Genomic DNA, 19,489 nt, shown 5'->3' on the forward strand with positions numbered 1-19,489 from the left:
TCCTGGGGTGTCCCCCCGACCGCCGCGAGCACTGGAGTCCGAGTCGTGCGCATCGACCTGCACACCCACTCCACCGCGTCGGACGGCACGGACAGCCCCGCCGAGCTGGTGCGCAATGCCGCTGCCGCGGGCCTCGACGTCGTCGCCCTCACCGACCACGACACCGTGCGCGGGCACGCCGAGGCCGTCGCCGCCCTGCCGGAAGGGCTCACCCTCGTCACGGGCGCCGAGCTCTCCTGCCGCCTCGACGGCGTGGGCCTGCACATGCTGGCGTACCTCTTCGACCCGGACGAGCCCGAGTTCGCCCGCGAGCGCGAACTGGTGCGCGACGACCGGGTGCCGCGCGCCCGGACCATGGTCCGCAAGCTCCAGGAGCTGGGCGTGCCCGTCACCTGGGAGCAGGTCGCCCGCATCGCAGGCGACGGCTCGGTCGGCCGGCCGCACGTCGCCACCGCCCTCGTCGAGCTGGGCCTCGTCCCGACCGTGTCGGACGCCTTCACGCCCGAGTGGCTCGGCGACGGCGGACGCGCGTACGCGGAGAAGCACGAGCTGGACCCCTTCGACGCGATCCGGCTCGTCAAGGCCGCGGGCGGCGTCACCGTCTTCGCCCACCCGGCCGCCGTCAAACGCGGCCGCACGGTCCCGGAGGCGCGGATCGCCGAGCTGGCCGCCGCCGGGCTCGACGGCATCGAGGTCGACCACATGGACCACGACGACCCGGCCAGGGCCCGGCTGCGCGCGCTCGCCCGCGAGCTCGGGCTGCTGACGACCGGCTCCAGCGACTACCACGGCAGCCGCAAGACAGTGGAGCTCGGCGCGTACACCACCGACCCCGAGATCTACGGCGAGATCACCCGGCGCGCCACGGGAGCCTTCCCGGTGCCGGGCACCGGCGGACCCGCCGCCGCGTAACGGCCACCGGGTCCTTACCCGCTCGTTTCCCAGTACACCCCGCCGCCGTCCGGCACGTCCGGGCGGCGGTTCGGTGCGCCCCTTCCCCGCGGCCACCCACCGCATGCCCGCTCTCTCCCCGCAAGGCTCACCCGTGTTCGACGTCGCTGTCTTCGGATCCCTTTTTCTCACGCTTTTCGTGATTATGGATCCGCCCGGAATCACTCCGATCTTCCTCGCCCTCACCGCGGGCCGCCCCGCCAAGGTGCAGCGCCGGATGGCGCTCCAGGCCGTCGCCGTCGCCTTCGGCGTCATCGCCGTCTTCGGCGTGCTCGGCCAGCAGATCCTGGACTATCTCCACGTCTCCGTGCCCGCGCTGATGATCGCCGGCGGTCTGCTCCTGCTGCTCATCGCACTCGACCTGCTGACCGGCAAGACCGACGAGCCGACGCAGACCAAGGACGTCAACGTCGCCCTCGTACCGCTCGGCATGCCGCTGCTGGCCGGGCCCGGCGCGATCGTCTCCGTGATCCTCGCCGTGCAGCACGCCGACAGCGCGGCGAGCCAGGTCTCCGTCTGGACGGCGATCCTCGCCATGCACATCGTGCTCTGGCTGACCATGCGCTACTCGCTGCTGATCATCCGCGTCATCAAGGACGGCGGCGTCGTCCTCGTCACCAGGCTGGCGGGCATGATGCTGTCCGCCATCGCCGTGCAGCAGATCATCAACGGCGTCACCCAGGTCATCCAGGGCACCTGACGACGCCGGACGCAGCAGCGCCCCCGCACGGACGTTCCGTACGGGGGCGCTTCGTCTTCGTTACGTCGACAACTCACATCGGCAAGGTGTTATGAAGCCGGACTTTCGGCCGGTCGGATATAGATGCGCTGGCCCGTGGCGGCGGCCTGCTGCACGATCCGGTTGACGGAGGCGGCGTCCACGACGGTGCTGTCCACGGCGGTACCGTCGACGTCGTCGAGTCGCATGATCTCGAAGCGCATAGGGCTTCCCTTCGTCTGATCCTCCTGCTGGAGAACTACTGGGCGGACGGTGTCCCGTCCGCAAGGATGAGGAGCGCCAGGCATACGTGTCGAGCGCCCCACGGTGGTTACAACGGCTTGCCCCCTGCAAACATTCCCTACGCTAAGGAAATTTTTTGGATGTCTAACTACCAGCTGGTAATCCAACGGGTGTCGACCGGCAGCGCGACGGGACCCGCATGAACGTCGCGGAGATCGGCGAGCGCCTCGACCGCACCAACGCCCTGCTCGAACGCGTCCTCGCCGAGGTCTCGAAGACCCCTTCCACCCACGCGATCTTCGTGGACGCGGGCTATGTGTACGCCGCCGCCGGGCTGCTCGTCACCGGCACCGAGGACCGGCGCTCCTTCGACCTCGACGCCGAAGGGCTGATCGAGGCGTTCATCGACAAGGCCCGCACCATCTTCGCGGACAGCAGACTGCTGCGCGTGTACTGGTACGACGGGGCCAGGCGCCGCATCCACACCACCGAGCAGCAGACCATCGCCGAACTCCCCGACGTCAAGGTCAGGCTCGGCAACCTCAACGCCAACAACCAGCAGAAGGGCGTCGACTCCCTCATCCGCACCGACCTGGAGTCGCTCGCCCGCCACCGGGCCATCAGCGACGCCGCGCTCGTCGGCGGCGACGAGGACCTGGTGTCCGCCGTCGAGGCCGCGCAGGGCTACGGCGCCCGGGTCCACCTGTGGGGCATCGAAGCGGGCGAGGGGCGCAACCAGGCGGAGCCGCTGCTCTGGGAGGTGGACAGCCAGCGCACCTTCGACCTGGACTTCTGCCGCCCGTACGTGACCAGACGCGCCGTCACCACGTACGAGGAGGACGCCCCCGCGCCCTCCCGGGAGGACGTCCAGTTCGTCGGCGCGCAGATCGCGGCGGCCTGGCTCGCCGCGCGCGGCCGGGAATCGCTGGCCGACCTGCTGCCCGGCCACCCCTTCCTGCCCGGCTCGGTCGACCAGGACCTGCTGCACGAGGCCGAACGCCTCCTCCAGCGCTCCCTGCGCGGCCACCCACCACTGCGGCGGGCCCTGCGCGACGGCTTCTGGCAGCACCTCCAGGCGCAGTACTGAGGGCAGCGCCGAAGAGGGCGTACGAGGAACCGCTACAGGCCATCCCAGAAGGCGACGAGCGCCGCGGCGGTCTCCTGCGGCCGGTCCGTGTTGGGGGAGTGCTCGGCGCCCTCGATCCGGGTCCGGTGCGCCCCCATACGTACGGCCATCTCGTCGATCACCGGCACCGGCCAGACGTCGTCGGCCTCACCGGACACGACGTGCACCGGCAGCCCCGCCGCGGCCACCTCGGCCACCCGGTCCGGTTCGGTGGCCAGCTGACGGCCCGTGGCGATCAGCTGGGCCGGGTGGTGGCGCAGCCAGCGCCGCCGCAGGTCCTCGCCGTCCGTGTCCGCCTCGGCCGGCGGGTCGAACGCGCGCATCGCGGCCCAGACGTCGTCCATGGTCATGGTCGCCAGCGCGTCACCGAGGATCTTCAGCTTGACCTGCTGCGCCTCCACGACCTCGGCGGGCCCCGAGGACATCAGGGTCAGCGAGCGGAACGGCGTGGCGTCGAGCAGGACGGCGGCGCGGCCGATCTGCCCGCCCAGCGAGTGCCCCACCAGGTGCACCGCACCCCGGTCGAGCGCGGCGGCCTGCGCGAGCACGTCACGGGCCAGCTCGTCCTGCGCGTACACCCGGGGGTCGTCCGACCCGGCGCTCTCGTACTGCCCGCGCCCGTCCACGGCGACGGCGCGGTATCCGGCCTCCGCGAGCGGTTCCAGCAGGGCGATGAAGTCCTCCTTGCTGCCGGTGTACCCGGGCACGAGGAGCGCGGTGCCGCGCGGGGTGCCGGAGGGGGCCGCGTCCAGCACGGCGAACTCCCCGCGCGCGGTGGGCAGCGCACGGGCCCGGGCACAGGAGGGCGGGATGAAGGTGGGTGGCCTGCTCATGGGACGAGGTTAATTCGTGGCGCGCGGGACGGCGCTCGGGGATGCCTGGAGGACCGCACCGGTCCGGTGCGCGAACGACGGGCGGCCCCGGGGAAGGATCCCCGGGGCCGCCCGTCAGGTGGTGCCTGGTCCGCTCAGCCCTCGGCCTTCGCGGTGGCGCGCGGTGCGCGGCGCCGGCGCGGCTTGGCCTCGCCCTCGGCGGTCGCGGTCTCCGCCACGGCCTCCGTCTTCGGCTTGGCGGCCGTACGCGTGCGGCGGCGCACCGGCTCGGGCTCGGAGATCGGCGCGATCTGGAAGTCGACCTCGTCCTCGACCGGCTTGATCACCCGGCGACGGCGCGGCCGGGTGACGGCGGGCGCCTCCGGCTCGGCGACCGGTGCGGCCTGGAAGGCGGCCTCATCGGCCACCGGCTTGGCGGCGCGGGCGCGGCGGCGACGCGGCTTGGCCTCGACCTCGGCCTCGGCGGACGTGGTCTCCGCGACGACCTCGGCGGCCACGGCCTCCGTCCTGGGCTTGGCGGCCCGGGTCCGGGTGCGCTTCTTCGGCTCGGCCTCCGGCTCGGACTCCACGGCCACGGGGGCCTCGGCCACGGCGACCGCGGCCTCGGCGGCGACCTCCGCCGCACCGACCCGGGTGCGCCGGCGGCGGCGCGGGGTGCGCGGGGCGTCGGCCGTCTCGGCGTCGGCTTCGGCGGCCGGCGCGGGCACGGTGACCGCGCCCTCGTCGACCGAGGAACCCCCACGGGTACGACGGCGCTGACGCGGCGTGCGCGGGGCGCGCTCCTCACGGGCGGCGGGGGCCGGCGCGGCGGACTTGCGGCCGCGGCCGCCCGTCTCGCCGAGGTCCTCGATCTCCTCGGCCCCGAGACCGGCGCGGGTGCGCTCGGCACGCGGCAGGACACCCTTGGTGCCGGCCGGGATGTCGAGGTCCTCGTACAGGTGCGGGGAGGTCGAGTACGTCTCGACCGGGTCCGGGAACTTCAGGTCCAGGGCCTTGTTGATCAGCTGCCAGCGCGGGATGTCGTCCCAGTCGACCAGCGTGATCGCGATGCCCTTGGCGCCCGCGCGGCCGGTCCGGCCGATGCGGTGCAGGTAGGTCTTCTCGTCCTCGGGCGACTGGTAGTTGATGACGTGGGTCACGCCCTCGACGTCGATACCGCGGGCGGCGACGTCGGTGCAGACCAGCACGTCGACCTTGCCGTTGCGGAAGGCGCGCAGCGCCTGCTCGCGGGCGCCCTGGCCGAGGTCGCCGTGGACCGCGCCGGAGGCGAAGCCGCGCCGCTCCAGCTGCTCCGCGATGTCGGCCGCGGTGCGCTTGGTGCGGCAGAAGATCATCGCGAGCCCGCGGCCCTCGGCCTGGAGGATGCGCGAGACCATCTCGGGCTTGTCCATCGAGTGGGCGCGGTAGACGTACTGCGCCGTGTTCTTGACGGTCGTGCCCTCGTCGTCGGGCGAGGTGGCGTTGATGTGCGTCGGCTGCGACATGTAGCGGCGGGCGAGCGAGATGACCGCGCCCGGCATGGTGGCCGAGAACAGCATGGTCTGGCGCTTGGCCGGCAGCATCGTGATGATGCGCTCGACATCGGGCAGGAAGCCCAGGTCCAGCATCTCGTCGGCCTCGTCGAGGACGAGCGCGCGGACCTTGGAGAGGTCCACCTTGCGCTGGCCCGCGAGGTCGAGCAGCCGGCCGGGGGTGCCGACGATCACGTCGACGCCCTTCTTGAGGGCCTCGACCTGGGGCTCGTAGGCGCGGCCGCCGTAGATCGCGAGGACCCGGACGTTGCGCACCTTGCCGGCGGTGAGCAGGTCGTTCGTGACCTGCTGGCACAGCTCGCGGGTGGGGACGACGATCAGGGCCTGCGGGGAGTCGGTGAGCTCCTCCGGCTTCGCGCGGCCCGCCTCGACGTCGGCGAGGACGGTGACGCGCTCCAGCAGCGGAAGCCCGAAGCCGAGCGTCTTGCCGGTGCCGGTCTTGGCCTGGCCGATGACGTCGGAGCCGGAGAGGGCGACGGGGAGCGTGAGCTCCTGGATGGGGAAGGGGGACGTGATGCCGACGGCCTCAAGGGCCTCGGCCGTCTCGGAAAGAATCCCGAGGTCTCGGAACGTAGTCAGGGTGCTGCCTCTTCTGTGAGACGCGGTCCGAGGCGAACGAAGGGGGTCGTACCGTGCCGGGGTTGGTCATCCGGCGGATGTGCCGGGTGGCGCGGGACCACTGCCGTCGCTCGAGCGCTCGTGCCGCTGAGGGGGCCCCTCATCTGCGGTCGTACGTGTGCACGCACCGCGTGGAGGGCTGTCGGGTCGGAGCCGATCGGGCCACCGACCGGGCATCCTCATTCAGTTTCGCGCCACGAGCAGATGCAAAGTGCTCAGTAAGCGCATTACCACTGTACCCCGGATCCGCGCATCTGTGTCGGGTGAATTCGTCGGATCGGTGTGATGTGGGTCGACGGCCGGGCCCTTCGGCTCCCGCTCGGGCGGGCTATTCTGCGCTGCATGGAGACGCCTGACAACGCCACTGAAACCCCCGCGACGACCAGAATCGCCGACCAGGACTGGGCCACCGCGTCCACGCAGCCGCAGTACCGGGCCGCCGTCGTCGATCTGCTGGGCGCACTCGCCTACGGGGAGCTCGCGGCCTTCGAGCGGCTCGCCGAGGACGCCAAGCTCGCGCCGACCCTGGGCGACAAGGCAGAGCTGGCGAAGATGGCGTCCGCCGAGTTCCACCACTTCGAGCAGCTCACCCAGCGGCTCACGGCCGTCGAGGTGGAGCCGACCGCCGCCATGGAGCCGTTCGCCCGGGCGCTCGACGACTTCCACCGCCAGACCGCTCCCTCCGACTGGCTGGAGGGCCTGGTCAAGGCGTACGTCGGCGACTCGATCGCCAGCGACTTCTACCGGGAGGTCGCGGTCCGGCTCGATTCCGACACCCGCTCCCTGGTCCTCGCCGTGCTCGACGACACGGGTCACGGCAACTTCGCCGTCGAGAAGGTGCGCGCGGCGATCGAGGCGGACCCGCGGCTCGGCGGCCGGCTGGCGCTGTGGGCGCGGCGGCTGATGGGCGAGGCGCTCTCGCAGGCGCAGCGCGTGGTCGCGGACCGGGACGCGCTGTCGACGATGCTGGTCGGCGGGGTCGCGGACGGCTTCGACCTGGCGGAGGTCGGCCGGATGTTCTCGCGGATCACCGAGGCGCACACCAAGCGCATGGCCGCCCTGGGGCTGGCCGCGTAGGAGAGCCGGTGTCAGGCGGCGGCCGACCGGCTCAGCCGGCGGCTGCGCGGCCGGATCAGCAGGGACACCGTGACGGCGGCGATCAGCACGGCGCCGACCACGGTGGCCGCCGCGTGGTCCTTCCCCAGCACCGAGTGCATCAGGGACGCGCCGAAGACGGCCCCCAGCGCCCCCGTACCGAACACGGTCCGCCGGGCGGGGAGACGGCCCGGCAATGAGCGCAGTGCCACCCAGGAGAGGACTGCTCCGAGCACGACGGCGCTCAACGCTTCAACGATCACGGACGATCACCTCGCAGGTATACGGAACGGGCGCTTCTGTCCTGCTCGTACTACCCGTGAGCGGCCGGTCACAACCCTTCGGCGCACAGGCTTCGCCCAGCCGACGCACAGCTGGGGCACGGCACCGGCGGCGAAACGACGAGAAGCGGCCCGGCGGGGGAATCCCCGCCGGGCCGCTTCCGCGGTCTCCGCGTCCGTACGCCTCAGAGCGTGCCGAACCCGACCCGTCGAGTGCTGGGCTCGCCGATCTCCACGTAGGCGATCCGGTCGGCCGGCACGAGGACCTTGCGGCCCTTCTCGTCCGTGAGGCTGAGCAGCTGCGCCTTGCCGGCGAGAGCCTCGGACACCGCGCTCTCGACCTCTTCGGCGGAAAGCCCGCTCTCCAGAACGATCTCCCGGGGCGAGTGCTGCACCCCGATCTTGACCTCCACGGCTATGTCCCTCCGACGGTCAGTCCCTGCGCGGTGAACCGCGCCGTACGCAGCACACATTAGCCCGCTGAGGGGACTCGTCAGGGCTCCCCGGGGCACGCCCGCAGCGAACACGGGCGGCCGCCGGGCGGTCAGTGCTGGTCGATGCCGTGCAGCGGGAAGCCGGCGATGCCCCGCCAGGCCAGCGAGGTGAGCAGCTGGACCGCCGTGTCGCGCGGAATGGCCGACTGGCTGGACAGCCAGTACCGGGCGACCACCTGGGACACCCCGCCGAGGCCCACCGCGAGGAGCATGGACTCGTCCTTGGACAGGCCCGTGTCGCCCGCGATCACGTCGGAGATCGCCTCGGCGCACTGGAGCGAGACCCGGTCCACGCGTTCGCGCACGGCGGGCTCGTTGGTCAGGTCGGACTCGAAGACCAGCCGGAAGGCGCCGCCCTCGTCCTCCACGTACGCGAAGTACGCGTCCATCGTCGCGGCCACGCGCAGTTTGTTGTCGGTGGTCGACGCCAGCGCCGTGCGCACCGCCTGGAGCAGCGACTCGCAGTGCTGGTCGAGAAGGGCCAGATAGAGCTCCAGCTTGCCCGGGAAGTGCTGGTAGAGCACCGGCTTGCTCACTCCGGCGCGCTCCGCGATGTCGTCCATCGCCGCGGAGTGATAGCCCTGCGCGACGAAGACCTCCTGCGCGGCTCCCAGCAATTGGTTGCGTCGGGCGCGGCGGGGCAGGCGAGTGCCCCGCGGGCGCGCCGCCTCGGTCTGCTCGATGGCTGTCACGCCGCCTCCCAAATTCGTGGTCCGACACAGCGGTTCCGTACGTGCCGCGCCATACCGACATCGTACTTTTGGGTAACCCCGGTATGCGCGGCGCGGACGCAGAATTTCACGGACCGGACGGCTGCGGTAGCCGCAGGTTGTCCGGCCCGGGGCGCAGAGCGGGACGTATCAGCGGTAATCGTCCTCATCCTGGGGAACGGTGCGGGCCTGGTCCGCCGCATCCGCCTCGCTGGCACCGCCGCGGTCGAGACCGGTGAGCGGTTCGTCGCTCTCCGGACGCAGGTCCGCGTGCTGTTCGGCGGCGTCCGCCTCGGGCGTCTCCTGGTCGGGCTCGTCCGGCTGGACGTCCTCGAAGGTCTCAGGGTCCCTCGGGTCGACCGTCATGGTGACTCCCTTCGTCGGTTCGAGCCTATGAGGTACCCCGTAAAGCCGCTATGCGATCGTGTGACGGCGAACACATAAACCCCGGTGTGATCATCTCGTAACATTGCCGCATGTCTTCGACCGAGCTGCCGGGAGTCCGCGCCGTCGCCGCGGCGGTGTCCCCCACGGTGAGCACCGTCAGGGTCGCGGAGGGGGAGCGGCTGCGCTCCGTCGAGCTGCCCGGCCTGACGCTCACCCTCCGTTCGCGGCCGTCCCGGGGGCCCGGACTGCCGCCCGCCCTCTTCGTGCACGGCCTCGGCGGCTCCTCGCAGAACTGGACGGCCCTGATGCCGCTGCTGGAGGAACTGGCCGACTGCGAGGCCGTCGACCTGCCCGGTTTCGGCGACTCGCCGCCCCCGGACGACGGCAACTACTCGGTCACCGGGCACGCCCGCGCGGTCATCCGTCTCCTGGACGCCCAGCAACGCGGCCCCGTCCACCTGTTCGGCAACTCGCTGGGCGGCGCGGTGGCCACCCGGGTCGCCGCGGTCCGCCCCGACCTGGTGCGTACGCTCACCCTCGTCTCGCCCGCGCTCCCCGAGATCCGGGTCCAGCGCTCGGCCGCCCCGACCGCCCTGCTCGCACTCCCGGGCGTCGCCTCCCTGTTCGCCCGGCTGACCCGGGACTGGACCGCGGAGGACCGCACCCGCGGAGTCATGGCACTCTGTTACGGCGATCCGGCACGGGTCTCCGATTCGGGCCTCCGCGACGCGGTGGCCGAAATGGAGCGCCGGCTGGAACTGCCGTACTTCTGGGACGCCATGGCGCGTTCCGCCCGTGGCATCGTCGACGCGTACACGCTGGGCGGACAGCACGGGCTGTGGCGCCAGGCCGAGCGGGTGCTCGCGCCGACCCAGCTGGTGTACGGCGGACGAGACCAGCTCGTCTCGTTCCGGATGGCCCGCAGGGCGTCCGCGGCCTTCCGCGACGCGCGCCTGCTGACACTGCCCGACGCCGGGCACGTGGCGATGATGGAGTACCCGGAGGCGGTCGCCCAGGCGTTCCGGGAATTGCTCGACGAATGCGGCGGGAGCTGATCCAGGGCGTGGGACGACACAGCCGGAAGGGCCCTGGGCCCAGCGCGCCCGGGACCGGGCAGACCGAGGCGAACGAGGCGGGGCGCGAGGCCGCCCGGCCCGCCGCCGGCACCGGCCGGCGCAGACGGCAGGCGGGACCGGCCGCCCCCGGCCCCTTCCCGGGGGCGCCCGAGGTGCGCGGCGGCCACCCCGAACAGCGTGAACCCGGCGGCGGCTGGGGCACGGGCCCGATGCGCGCACCCGGCGCCCGGCCCGGCGTCCCGCACCCCGCGGACCAGCAGCAGTCCACCGGCGCCCGGCCGTTCATACCGGGCCCGCGGCGCGATTTCGTCGAGGCGTTCGACGCCCCGTCGCCCGAACAGCCCGCGCAGTCCGCACCGCCCGCCCCGCGCCGGCGGAGCGCGGCGCCCGAGGACCCGTACCGCTCCGTCACCGACTGGGACGCGCGCGAGGCGGAGTCCCCGCGCGTCGAGGAACCGCACCCGGCCCCGGTTAAGGACCCCAGGGGCGGCAAGGGGCGTACGTTCACCGGCATCGCCGCCGCCGCGGTGACCACCGTGCTCGCGGTCGTCGTGGCCGGTCAGGTCGCCCACGACCGCACCTCCGGGAGCGGCGCCGCACAGGCCGCGGGCGTCGACCGGGACGAGCAGGACGACGCCTCCCGTTCCGACAGCCGTACGACCCCCTCGCCCGAGGCGGCGGCCGTCAAGCCCCTTACGTACGAACAGAAAATGGCCAAGCCCTATCCGCTGTCTCCGGCGCTGACCGGCTCGGGGAAGTTCGAGACCGTGCCCGGCACCGCGAAGGCGCCGGGCAAGGGGGCGAAGCACCGCTACCGGATCGACGTCGAGAAGGGGCTCGGGCTCGACGCGCAACTCTTCGCCCAGGCCGTCCAGAAGACGCTCAACGACGACCGGAGCTGGGCACACGACGGCGACATGACCTTCGAACGGATCTCCGAGGGCGATCCTGACTTCGTCATCACCCTGGCCAGCCCCGGCACGACCGGGAAGTGGTGCGAGAAGTCGGGCCTGGACACCATGGAGGACAACGTCTCCTGCGACTCGGCCGCCACCGAGCGCGTGATGATCAACGCCTATCGCTGGGCCCAGGGTTCGGCGACCTTCGGTCCGGACAAGCTGTTCTCGTACCGGCAGATGCTGATCAATCACGAGGTCGGCCACCGGCTCGGCCACAACCATGCGAGCTGCCGGACGAAGGGCGCCCTCGCGCCGGTCATGCAGCAGCAGACCAAGACGCTGAACCTCAACAACGTCAAATGCCGCCCCAACCCCTGGGTGTATCCCGAGGACTGAGCGGGTATCAAGCGGCCTTTGTGAGCCGCCCTTCCGGTGACCCTCCGCCTCTATAGCGCGACAGAACGCTACGGGAGTGGGAAAGTTACGCCGGTTCACCCCTTTCGGTGGCGCGATGGACAACCGTCCGTCGCGCCACCGGCGTATCCGCTTACGGTCGTCCCGCCGCGAGTCGCCGATTCAACGGTGGCCGCTCACAAGGGAGATCGGGGGTGCGCTCGTGCGGATCGGACTGCTCACCGACGGTGGCTACCCGTACGCGACCGGTGAGTCCAGACTCTGGTGCGACCGTCTGGTACGCGGGCTCGCCCAGCACGAGTTCGACCTCTTCGCGCTCAGCCGCTCCGCCGAACAGGAGGCGCAGGGCTGGGTCCGGCTCCCGGCCCAGGTCGCCGGAGTGCGGACGGCGCCCCTGTGGACCACCGGCGAGGAGGCCCTCGGCCTGCGCGCCCCCCGCGGACCGCTCGCCCGGCTGTTCACCGGAGGGGGCGCGCGGACCTACGCCCGGCGCGAACGACGCCTCTTCACCACCCACCTCACGGACCTGGCGGCCGCGGTCTGCGGTGCGGCGGACCGCGAACGGGCGGAGACGGAAGCCGGGGCCGACGCGTCCGGGACCGGGCGCCGGCTCGCGGACGAGCGGTTCACGCGCGGCCTCTACGGCCTCGCCGAACTCGCCTTCGAGCACGGCGGACTGCCCGCCGCCCTGCGCTCCGAGACGGCCGTGCGCATCCTGGAGGCCGGCTGCCGGGCGCCCGGCACCGGACGCACCGTCCAGACCGCCTCCGTCGCCGACCTCCTCGCCTTCACCGCCGAACTGGACCGGGCGCTGCGCCCCCTCTCCCTCGACTGGTACGACGAGGACGGCCTCGGTGCCGTCGACCTCTGCCACGCGACGGCGGGCGGTGTCGCCGCCCTCCCGGGTCTGCTGGCCAAACGCTTCTTCGGTGTCCCGCTGCTGGTCACCGAGCACGCCGTGCGGGTCCGGGCGCACTACCTCGCGTCCGGCGGCGCGCCGGCCGGTGCGCCGGTGCGCGCGCTCCTCGCCAACTTCCACGGACTGCTCGCCACCGAGGTCTACCGGCAGGCCGCGCTCATCACCCCCGGCAACACCCACGCCCGCCGCTGGCAGGAGCGGTGCGGAGCCGACCCCGCGAAGGTGCGGACCGTCTACCCCGGCATGGAGTCCGCCCGGTTCGCGGCGCTCGGCGAGAGCGAGGACGCCGGCGGCCCCGACACCCTCGTCTGGGTCGGCCGCATCGAGCCCGCCAAGGACCTGATCACCCTCCTGCACGCCTTCGCCGAGGTGCGCCTCGCCGAGCCGGACGCCCGGCTGCGGATCATCGGTGCCCCGGCCCCGGGTCCGGCGGGCGCCGCCTACCTGGCGCGCTGCCGCGCCCTGGCCGCCCAGCTCCTCCCCTCCGACGGGACCGCGGGCGACGGGGAGGGCCCGGTCACCTTCGAGGAGATCGGCGGAGCCGAGGTCCCCGACCTGGCCCGGGCGTACGGGGCCGGCGGTGTCGTGGTGCTCTCCAGCGTCGTCGAGGGCTTCCCGATCAGCCTGGTCGAGGCGATGTTCTGCGGCCGGGCCACGGTGTCGGCGGACGTCGGCGCGGTCGTCGAGGTCATCGGCGGCACGGGGCTCGTGGTCCCGCCGCGCAACCCCCAGGCGCTCGCGGACGCGTGCGTCGCGCTCCTGCGTGATCCGGAGCGCCGTGCACGCCTGGGTGCGGCGGCGCGCGCCCGGGCGCTCGAACTCTTCACGGTCGAGCAGAATCTCGCCGCCTTCCGCGGTATCTACCTGGACCTGATCGCACGGGCCCCGGCACGCGAGAGGCCCCTGCCGGCCACCGACGACACCCCGCGCCCCTTCGCCACCCCGCCGGAGGCCCACGTCCGGGACCACTGGCCGGTCCCGGCCGAGGGCGAACGTGCCGACCGCACCCCGAGCTGGGCGGGCGCCGGGGGCAGCGATGCGTGACCACGGGCCGACGGGCCCGGCCGAACAGCAGCACGGAGGAACGACGATGAGCCGCGAGGGCCACGAGGACGCCCTTGAGGGCGCCGAGGCGGCGGTGGGGGGCGCGCCGGGAGGACCGGTGCTCACGCCGGGGGACGCGCCCGCGCACGCCCCCGTTCGCCCCGCAGAGGTCGCGCACGCCGCTCACCCGCACGCCGCCCGTGACGTCGCTGGGCGCAAGGCCGCCGCCGGGCGCCGGGGGACCGCCGATCCGGTGCGGGCGCTCATGCACCGGCACCGGGAACTGTGCGAGCGGGCCGTCGACCCGTTGGAGATCGCCGCCGGCCTTGAGGCGCACGGGGTCACCGACCGGACCGCCGCCCGCTACCGGCACCGGGACGTGTTCTCGCTCGCCGAGGAGCTCTTCGCCCGGGTGCCCGCGGTCGTGGGGGAGCCCGCCGCGACCGGGCCCGCCCCGGCGCGCGACGTCGCCACGCGCGCCGCCTGGACGCTGCGGGCGCTGCTGCCGGGCGCCGCCTGCCTGACGACGTTCGGCGCGCTCCGGCTCACCGACGGGCTGCTCGGCGGCGACGCACGGCTCGCCATCGGCTGCGGCGGGGCCCTGCTCACACTCATCGCGCTGGTCCTCGCCGTGCGCACCGGCCCGCTGCGCGCCGAGCCCCGCTTCTCCGGCACCGCCGCCCTCTGTGTCTGCTGGCTGCTCGGCTATGTGCTGTACGGCGACGCCCTGCTGCGCCAGGTCCTCAGCGGCGGCCCTGAAGGCCCCTGGACGCTGAGCCCGGCACCCTTGCTGGGGCTCGCCGTCGCGGTGGCGCCCGCCGCGTGGTGCGCCCACCTCTTCGCCCTGTCCGCGCACCGCAGGCTGCACGGCAGCCACGCGCTGGAGGAGTTCGCGGCCGGCGCCCGCCCCCTGCTCTTCGGCGTCGTCGCGCTCTTCCTCTGCGTCCTCGCCGTACTGCTGTATCTGGCCCGCCTCGGGCTCGACAGCGGCGGCGCGCCGGCCGGGGCCGCCGCCCTCGGGCTGCTGCTCCTGCTGGCCAGGCTCCTGGCCGTCCACGGCTTTCCCGAACCCGCCGCCACCGGACTCGCCGCCGCCTGCGCGGTCGAGGCCGCCGCCCCCGCCCTGCTCCTGGCCGGCCGGCTGCCCGGACTCCATCCCGTCGCCCGCCCGGTCGACGCCCTCATCGAAGCGGCGGGCACCGGGGCCGTTCCCGCGCTCGCCTGCGGCGCGGCCGCCCTCGGCCTGCTGATCACCGCCACCCTCGCCCTCTCCAGGGCGTCCGCCCACGCCGCCTCCTGAGGCGGACCCAGAGCCAACCCGCGGAGCCGACGCCGCGGGCCGTCACCACCCGAACCGTACGAAACTTCCCCAAGGAGACACCGACATGACCCCGCAACCCCCCGCACCGGCAGCCCGCCGTCGGCCCCAAGGCGGTGCGCGATGAGGGTGCTGCTGCTCGGAGCCAACGGATTCATCGGCCGGTTCGTGGCCGACCGGCTGCTCGCCGACCCCGCCGTCCACCTCACCGCACTCGGCCGCGGCGACGACGCCGACGTACGGTTCGACCTCGCGAACGGCAGCCCCGGAGCGCTCACCCGCTTCCTGGACGCCGTCCACCCGGGCGTCGTCGTCAACTGCGCCGGCGCGACCCGGGGCGGCGCCCGCGACCTCACCCGGCACAACACCGTCGCCGTCGCCACCGTCTGCGAGGCCATGCGGCGCAGCCGCTGCACCGCCCGCCTCGTCCAGGTCGGCTGCGCCTCGGAGTACGGGCCGTCCCAGCCCGGGTCCTCCACCGCCGAGGACGCCATCCCGCGCCCCGGCGGCCCGTACGGCGTCAGCAAGCTCGCCGCCACCGAGCTCGTCCTCGGCTCCGGCCTCGACGCGGTCGTGCTGCGGGTCTTCTCGCCGGTCGGCCCCGGCACCCCGGCCGGCTCCCCGCTCGGCCGGCTCGCCGAGGCCATGCGCCGCACGATGCAGTCCGGCGACGGCGAACTGAAGCTCAGCGGCCTCGGCGTGCAGCGGGACTTCGTCGACGTACGCGATGTGGCGCGGGCCGTGCACGCCGCCTCGCTCTCCGCCGCGCAGGGCGTCGTCAACATCGGCACCGGCCGGGCCGTCCGGCTGCGCGACGCGGCGGCCGTCCTCGCCAAGGTCGCCGGATACGCGGGTGCGCTCCACGAGCTGGACACGCCCCCCGCGCGCCTCCCCATCGGCGCCCCCCGCGCCTCCTCGGAGTCGGTCATCGAGCACCTCTCGGCCACCCCGTCCCCGTATCCCGACGGCTGCGGCGCCTGGCAGCAGGCCGACGTCCGCACCGCCCGCGACCGGCTCGGCTGGCGGCCCCGGATCAACCTGGAGGAGTCCCTCGCCGACATCTGGATGGAGGCGGCGTGCCGTATCTGACCAGTACCGGCACCGCCCGCCGCACCAGCGGCGCCGACCGGCTCGGCTTCGGCGTCCCCGGCTACGCCCACCCCCTGCTCGCGCCCGCCGAGTGGGCCGAGCTGACCCGGCCCGGCACCCCGCTGCACTGGGCGGTCCTCAACATCGACAACGGCCCCGGCAGCAGGCCCGACCCGCACTGCCTGGAGGCGGCGGGCCGGCTGCGGAACGCCCGCGCCCGCGCGCTGCGCGACGGGGAGCCCATCGACACCGTGCGGGCGGCGGGCGGCAGGCTCCTCGGGCAGCTCGACCTCGCCCACGGCGTCCGGCCCTTCGGGGAACTGCTCGCCGACGCCCGGTCCTTCCTGGACTGGTACCGGGTGGACGGCTTCTACCTGGACCGCTGTCCGGCCGACCGCGCCGGACTGCCCGGCGTCCGGCGGCTCACCGGCACCCTGCGCGCGTTCCTCGGGGGGGACGGCGGTCACCTCGTGCTGGGCCACGACACCCACCCGTACCCCGGCTACGCCGAGACGGGGGACCAGCTCGTCACGTACCGGGGCGCGTGGAGCGACTACCGCTGGTCGCAGGTGGCGGAGTGGACCGCCGACTACCCGCCCGGCCGGTTCGCGCACTTCGTGCACGGCGTCCCGCGCACGCATCTGGAGGAGGCGATGCGCATCGCCCGTTGGCAGGGCGCGGGGACGATCTTCTTCACCGATCGCGGCGGGCGGTCGGGTCCGGGGAACGGCCCCGGACAAAGTGACCCATTCGCGGCACTGCCCAGGTACTGGGACGAAATCGTCTCGCGGATCGGACCTGGTATCTCGGAATGAGAGGGGGCGTGGCAGTGTTACGGCAAGAACAACCGTACGTAGTCGAAGTACGTAGAAACCGACCACCTGCATTGTTGAGGTTCCTGTGTCGCTGCCACCCCTGGTCGAGCCAGCTGCTGAGCTCACCGTCGACGAGGTCCGCAGGTACTCCCGCCACCTGATCATCCCGGATGTCGGGATGGACGGGCAGAAGCGGCTGAAGAACGCGAAGGTGCTCTGTGTCGGCGCCGGCGGCCTCGGCTCGCCGGCCCTGATGTACATGGCCGCCGCCGGTGTCGGCACGCTCGGCATCGTGGAGTTCGACGAGGTCGACGAGTCGAACCTGCAGCGCCAGGTCATCCACAGCCAGGGCGACATCGGCAAGTCCAAGGCCCTGTCGGCCAAGGAGACCGTCCAGGGCATCAACCCCCTGGTCAACGTGGTCCTTCACGAGGAGCGGCTCGAAGCCGACAACGTGATGGACATCTTCTCCCAGTACGACCTGATCGTGGACGGCACGGACAACTTCGCCACCCGCTATCTCGTCAACGACGCCGCGGTCCTGCTGAACAAGCCCTACGTCTGGGGTTCGATCTACCGCTTCGACGGCCAGGCGTCCGTGTTCTGGTCCGAGCACGGCCCCTGCTACCGCTGCCTCTACCCGGAGCCGCCCCCGCCGGGCATGGTTCCGTCCTGCGCCGAGGGCGGCGTTCTCGGCGTGCTCTGCGCCTCCATCGGCTCCATCCAGGTCAACGAGGCCATCAAGCTGCTCGCCGGCATCGGCGACCCGCTGGTCGGCCGGCTGATGATCTACGACGCCCTGGAGATGCAGTACCGCCAGGTCAAGGTCCGCAAGGACCCCGACTGCGCGGTCTGCGGCGAGAACCCCACCGTCACCGAGCTCATCGACTACGAGGCCTTCTGCGGCGTCGTGTCCGAGGAGGCCCAGGAGGCGGCGGCCGGTTCGACGATCACTCCGAAGCAGCTCAAGGAGTGGATCGACGCCGACGAGAAGATCGAGATCATCGACGTCCGCGAGCCGAACGAGTACGAGATCGTGTCGATCCCGGGCTCCCGGCTGGTCCCGAAGAACGAGTTCCTGATGGGCAACGCCCTCCAGGACCTCCCGCAGGACCGTCGCATCGTCCTGAACTGCAAGACGGGTGTCCGCAGTGCGGAAGTCCTCGCGGTCCTCAAGTCGGCGGGCTTCGCCGACGCGGTCCACCTGGGCGGCGGCGTGATCGGCTGGGTCAACCAGATCGAGCCCGAGAAGCCGGTGTACTAGAACGTCTCGAAGGGGCCGGTCCGCGTCGCGCGGGCCGGCCCCTTCGGCATGTGCCGCGCCGTCACGAGCAGGTCTTGCCGTCCGCCGGCACCTTCCCGTCCAGGAAGTACGCGTCCACGGTCGACGTCACACAGCTGCTCACGCCGTACGCGCCGTGTCCCTCGCCCTTGTTGGAGAGCAGCACACCGACGCCCTTGCCCAGCTCGTCCGCCATCCTGCGGGCACCCTCGTACGGCGTCGCCGGGTCGCCCGTCGTCCCGACGACCAGGATCGGACCGGCGCCCGGAGCGCTCGCCTCCGGATTGTCGTGCTCGCCCTCCACCGGCCAGCCGGAGCACCAGCCCGCCGTGTCCCACGCCAGGAACGGGCCGAAGACCGGGGACAGCTTCTCGAACTCGGGCAGCAGCGCCTTCGCCTCGGCGGCCGTGGGCCTGGCCTTGCCGTCCGCGCAGGAGATGGCCCGCTGCGAGTGGTTCTGGGTGTCGTAGTGGCCGCCCGCGTCCCGGCCGTTGTACGAGTCGGCGAGCTGGAGCAGCATGGCGCCGCTGCCGTTCTCCGCCTCGTCCAGGGCCCGGGTGAGGGCCGGCCAGTTGTCCTGGGAGTAGAGGGGCAGCACGATGCCGGTGATCGCCAGCGACTCGTTGAGCTCGCGGTCCGTGCCGGTCGGCAGCGGCTTCGCGTCGATCCGCTTCAGCAGGGCGGTGATGCGCCGGGTCCCCGCCTTCGGGTCCTGGCCGCGGTCCTTGAGGTAGTTGTCCAGGGCCCGCTGGAAGCCGGTCGCCTGGTTGCGCGCGTGCCCGGTGGAGTCCGCGGTCGGGTCGACGACCGCGTCGAAGACCGTACGCCCCACGTTCTCCGGGAAGAGGTGGGCGTACGTGCCGCCCAGCTCGGTGCCGTAGGACATCCCGAAGTACGTCAGCTTCCTGTCTCCGAGCACCCCACGGATGAGGTCCATGTCGCGGGCGGCGTTCGTCGTACCGACATACGGGAGGACCTTGCCGGAGAGGCGTGCGCAGCCGGCCCCGAAGTCGGCGCCGTCCTTCATGAACGCCGCCTCCTCGGCCGCCGTGTCCGGGGTCATGTCGACGTCCTGGTACGCCTTCTCCTGCGCCTCGTCGCCGCGGCACCGCACCCCGGCGCTCCGCTCCACCCCGCGCGGGTCGAAGCCCACCAGGTCGTAACGGGCGTTGAGGCTTGTGTACGCGGCCCCGGCGCGCGGCAGTATCGAGACGCCCGAGCCGCCGGGCCCGCCGAAGTTGAACAGCATCGAGCCCAGGCGCTTGCCCCGGTCCGTCGCCTCCTTGCGGATCAGGGCGATGCCGATCGTGCCGCCCTCGGGTTTCGCGTAGTCCAGCGGCACCTTCACCGTGGCGCAGCGCCACTCGGAGCCCGGCGCCTCACCGCCCTCGGGCGCCTTGCAGCGGGTCCAGTCCAGGCGCTGGGAGGTGAGTGAGGCGGGCAGCCCGTCCGCTTCCGGCGACGAGGAGGCGGCGGCGGGCGACGAGGCCGTGCCGCCGTCCGCCCGCTTGGCCGGCTTGTCGTCCGTACCGTCCTCGCAGCCCGCGAGCACTCCTGTCAGCAGCAGTGCGGCGGCGGCCAGCGCCCCGGCCCGTGCGTGTGCCACCACGTGCGTTCCCTCCCCGTCGAGCCCTGCCCGTCCGGC

19 protein-coding genes are annotated in these 19,489 nt (G+C 72.9%); 11 read left to right on the forward strand and 8 right to left on the reverse strand.

Translation table 11 applies throughout. From position 1 onward, the window contains the following. The first annotated feature begins 45 nt into the window (after window positions 1-45). On the forward strand, window positions 46-912 hold the full coding sequence (locus OG242_RS21820) for a PHP domain-containing protein (protein ID WP_405899760.1): 867 nt from the start codon (window positions 46-48) through the stop codon (window positions 910-912). Window positions 913-1,045: 133 nt separating this feature from the next. After that, window positions 1,046-1,651, forward strand: coding sequence for a MarC family protein (locus OG242_RS21825; RefSeq protein WP_026242543.1), 606 nt, complete (start codon window positions 1,046-1,048; stop codon window positions 1,649-1,651). An 89-nt stretch (window positions 1,652-1,740) separates the two neighbouring features. Here the strand turns inward: OG242_RS21825 and OG242_RS21830 are convergent, their stop codons facing one another. Next, window positions 1,741-1,893, reverse strand: a complete 153-nt coding sequence (locus OG242_RS21830; RefSeq protein WP_018520873.1) for a hypothetical protein — start codon at window positions 1,891-1,893, stop codon at window positions 1,741-1,743. A 218-nt stretch (window positions 1,894-2,111) separates the two neighbouring features. On the opposite strand from OG242_RS21830, the gene OG242_RS21835 reads away from it, so the two are divergent. Next, window positions 2,112-2,999: an NYN domain-containing protein gene (locus tag OG242_RS21835; RefSeq protein WP_018520872.1), complete on the forward strand. Its 888-nt coding sequence runs from the start codon at window positions 2,112-2,114 to the stop codon at window positions 2,997-2,999. A gap of 32 nt (window positions 3,000-3,031) precedes the next feature. On the opposite strand, the gene OG242_RS21840 is transcribed toward OG242_RS21835, so the two are convergent. Together OG242_RS21840 and OG242_RS21845 are read right to left on the reverse strand one after the other, a co-directional pair. Beyond that, the gene (locus tag OG242_RS21840) at window positions 3,032-3,871 is read right to left on the reverse strand and encodes an alpha/beta fold hydrolase (RefSeq protein WP_405899761.1); all 840 of its coding nucleotides are present in this window, start codon (window positions 3,869-3,871) and stop codon (window positions 3,032-3,034) included. Between the two features lie 134 nt (window positions 3,872-4,005). Next, a complete protein-coding gene (locus tag OG242_RS21845; RefSeq protein WP_405901691.1) occupies window positions 4,006-5,919 on the reverse strand; it encodes a DEAD/DEAH box helicase in 1,914 nt (637 codons plus the stop codon). Window positions 5,920-6,363: 444 nt separating this feature from the next. Here OG242_RS21845 and OG242_RS21850 point away from each other — a divergent pair, with 444 nt between their 5' ends. Then, window positions 6,364-7,098 (forward strand): ferritin-like fold-containing protein, encoded by a 735-nt coding sequence (locus OG242_RS21850; protein WP_405899762.1) that lies wholly within the window; start codon window positions 6,364-6,366, stop codon window positions 7,096-7,098. A gap of 11 nt (window positions 7,099-7,109) precedes the next feature. On the opposite strand, the gene OG242_RS21855 is transcribed toward OG242_RS21850, so the two are convergent. From OG242_RS21855 to OG242_RS21870, 4 genes are all read right to left on the reverse strand, one after another. Further along, on the reverse strand, window positions 7,110-7,379 hold the full coding sequence (locus tag OG242_RS21855) for a hypothetical protein (RefSeq protein WP_405899763.1): 270 nt from the start codon (window positions 7,377-7,379) through the stop codon (window positions 7,110-7,112). A 203-nt stretch (window positions 7,380-7,582) separates the two neighbouring features. Next, complete coding sequence (locus OG242_RS21860; RefSeq protein WP_405899764.1) at window positions 7,583-7,810, reverse strand: DUF3107 domain-containing protein; 228 nt, start codon at window positions 7,808-7,810, stop codon at window positions 7,583-7,585. A 131-nt stretch (window positions 7,811-7,941) separates the two neighbouring features. Beyond that, the gene (locus tag OG242_RS21865; RefSeq protein ID WP_030915445.1) at window positions 7,942-8,583 is read right to left on the reverse strand and encodes a TetR/AcrR family transcriptional regulator; all 642 of its coding nucleotides are present in this window, start codon (window positions 8,581-8,583) and stop codon (window positions 7,942-7,944) included. Window positions 8,584-8,751: 168 nt separating this feature from the next. Next, window positions 8,752-8,967: a hypothetical protein gene (locus tag OG242_RS21870; protein WP_405899765.1), complete on the reverse strand. Its 216-nt coding sequence runs from the start codon at window positions 8,965-8,967 to the stop codon at window positions 8,752-8,754. Between the two features lie 110 nt (window positions 8,968-9,077). Here OG242_RS21870 and OG242_RS21875 point away from each other — a divergent pair, with 110 nt between their 5' ends. The 7 genes from OG242_RS21875 to moeZ all read left to right on the forward strand — a co-directional run bounded on the left by OG242_RS21875 (window position 9,078) and on the right by moeZ (window position 17,826). Then, a complete protein-coding gene (locus tag OG242_RS21875) occupies window positions 9,078-10,043 on the forward strand; it encodes an alpha/beta fold hydrolase (protein WP_405899766.1) in 966 nt (321 codons plus the stop codon). Continuing rightward, complete coding sequence (locus tag OG242_RS21880) at window positions 10,028-11,359, forward strand: DUF3152 domain-containing protein (protein WP_405899767.1); 1,332 nt, start codon at window positions 10,028-10,030, stop codon at window positions 11,357-11,359. The genes OG242_RS21875 and OG242_RS21880 overlap by 16 nt, the downstream gene beginning before the upstream one ends. Before the next feature lie 220 nt (window positions 11,360-11,579). Further along, on the forward strand, window positions 11,580-13,340 hold the full coding sequence (locus OG242_RS21885; protein WP_405899768.1) for a DUF3492 domain-containing protein: 1,761 nt from the start codon (window positions 11,580-11,582) through the stop codon (window positions 13,338-13,340). 46 nt (window positions 13,341-13,386) lie between these two features. Beyond that, complete coding sequence (locus OG242_RS21890) at window positions 13,387-14,640, forward strand: hypothetical protein (RefSeq protein ID WP_405899769.1); 1,254 nt, start codon at window positions 13,387-13,389, stop codon at window positions 14,638-14,640. Window positions 14,641-14,781: 141 nt separating this feature from the next. Next, on the forward strand, window positions 14,782-15,747 hold the full coding sequence (locus OG242_RS21895; protein WP_405899770.1) for an NAD-dependent epimerase/dehydratase family protein: 966 nt from the start codon (window positions 14,782-14,784) through the stop codon (window positions 15,745-15,747). Next, window positions 15,735-16,562 (forward strand): spherulation-specific family 4 protein, encoded by an 828-nt coding sequence (locus OG242_RS21900; RefSeq protein WP_405899771.1) that lies wholly within the window; start codon window positions 15,735-15,737, stop codon window positions 16,560-16,562. The genes OG242_RS21895 and OG242_RS21900 overlap by 13 nt, the downstream gene beginning before the upstream one ends. Window positions 16,563-16,647: 85 nt before the next feature. After that, the gene (gene moeZ / locus OG242_RS21905; RefSeq protein WP_093706458.1) at window positions 16,648-17,826 is read left to right on the forward strand and encodes an adenylyltransferase/sulfurtransferase MoeZ; all 1,179 of its coding nucleotides are present in this window, start codon (window positions 16,648-16,650) and stop codon (window positions 17,824-17,826) included. A gap of 61 nt (window positions 17,827-17,887) precedes the next feature. Here the strand turns inward: moeZ and OG242_RS21910 are convergent, their stop codons facing one another. Beyond that, window positions 17,888-19,453 (reverse strand): alpha/beta hydrolase, encoded by a 1,566-nt coding sequence (locus tag OG242_RS21910; RefSeq protein WP_405899772.1) that lies wholly within the window; start codon window positions 19,451-19,453, stop codon window positions 17,888-17,890. Window positions 19,454-19,489: the final 36 nt, after the last annotated feature.

This window comes from Streptomyces sp. NBC_00727 (assembly GCF_045161745.1).
Lineage (GTDB): Bacteria > Actinomycetota > Actinomycetes > Streptomycetales > Streptomycetaceae > Streptomyces.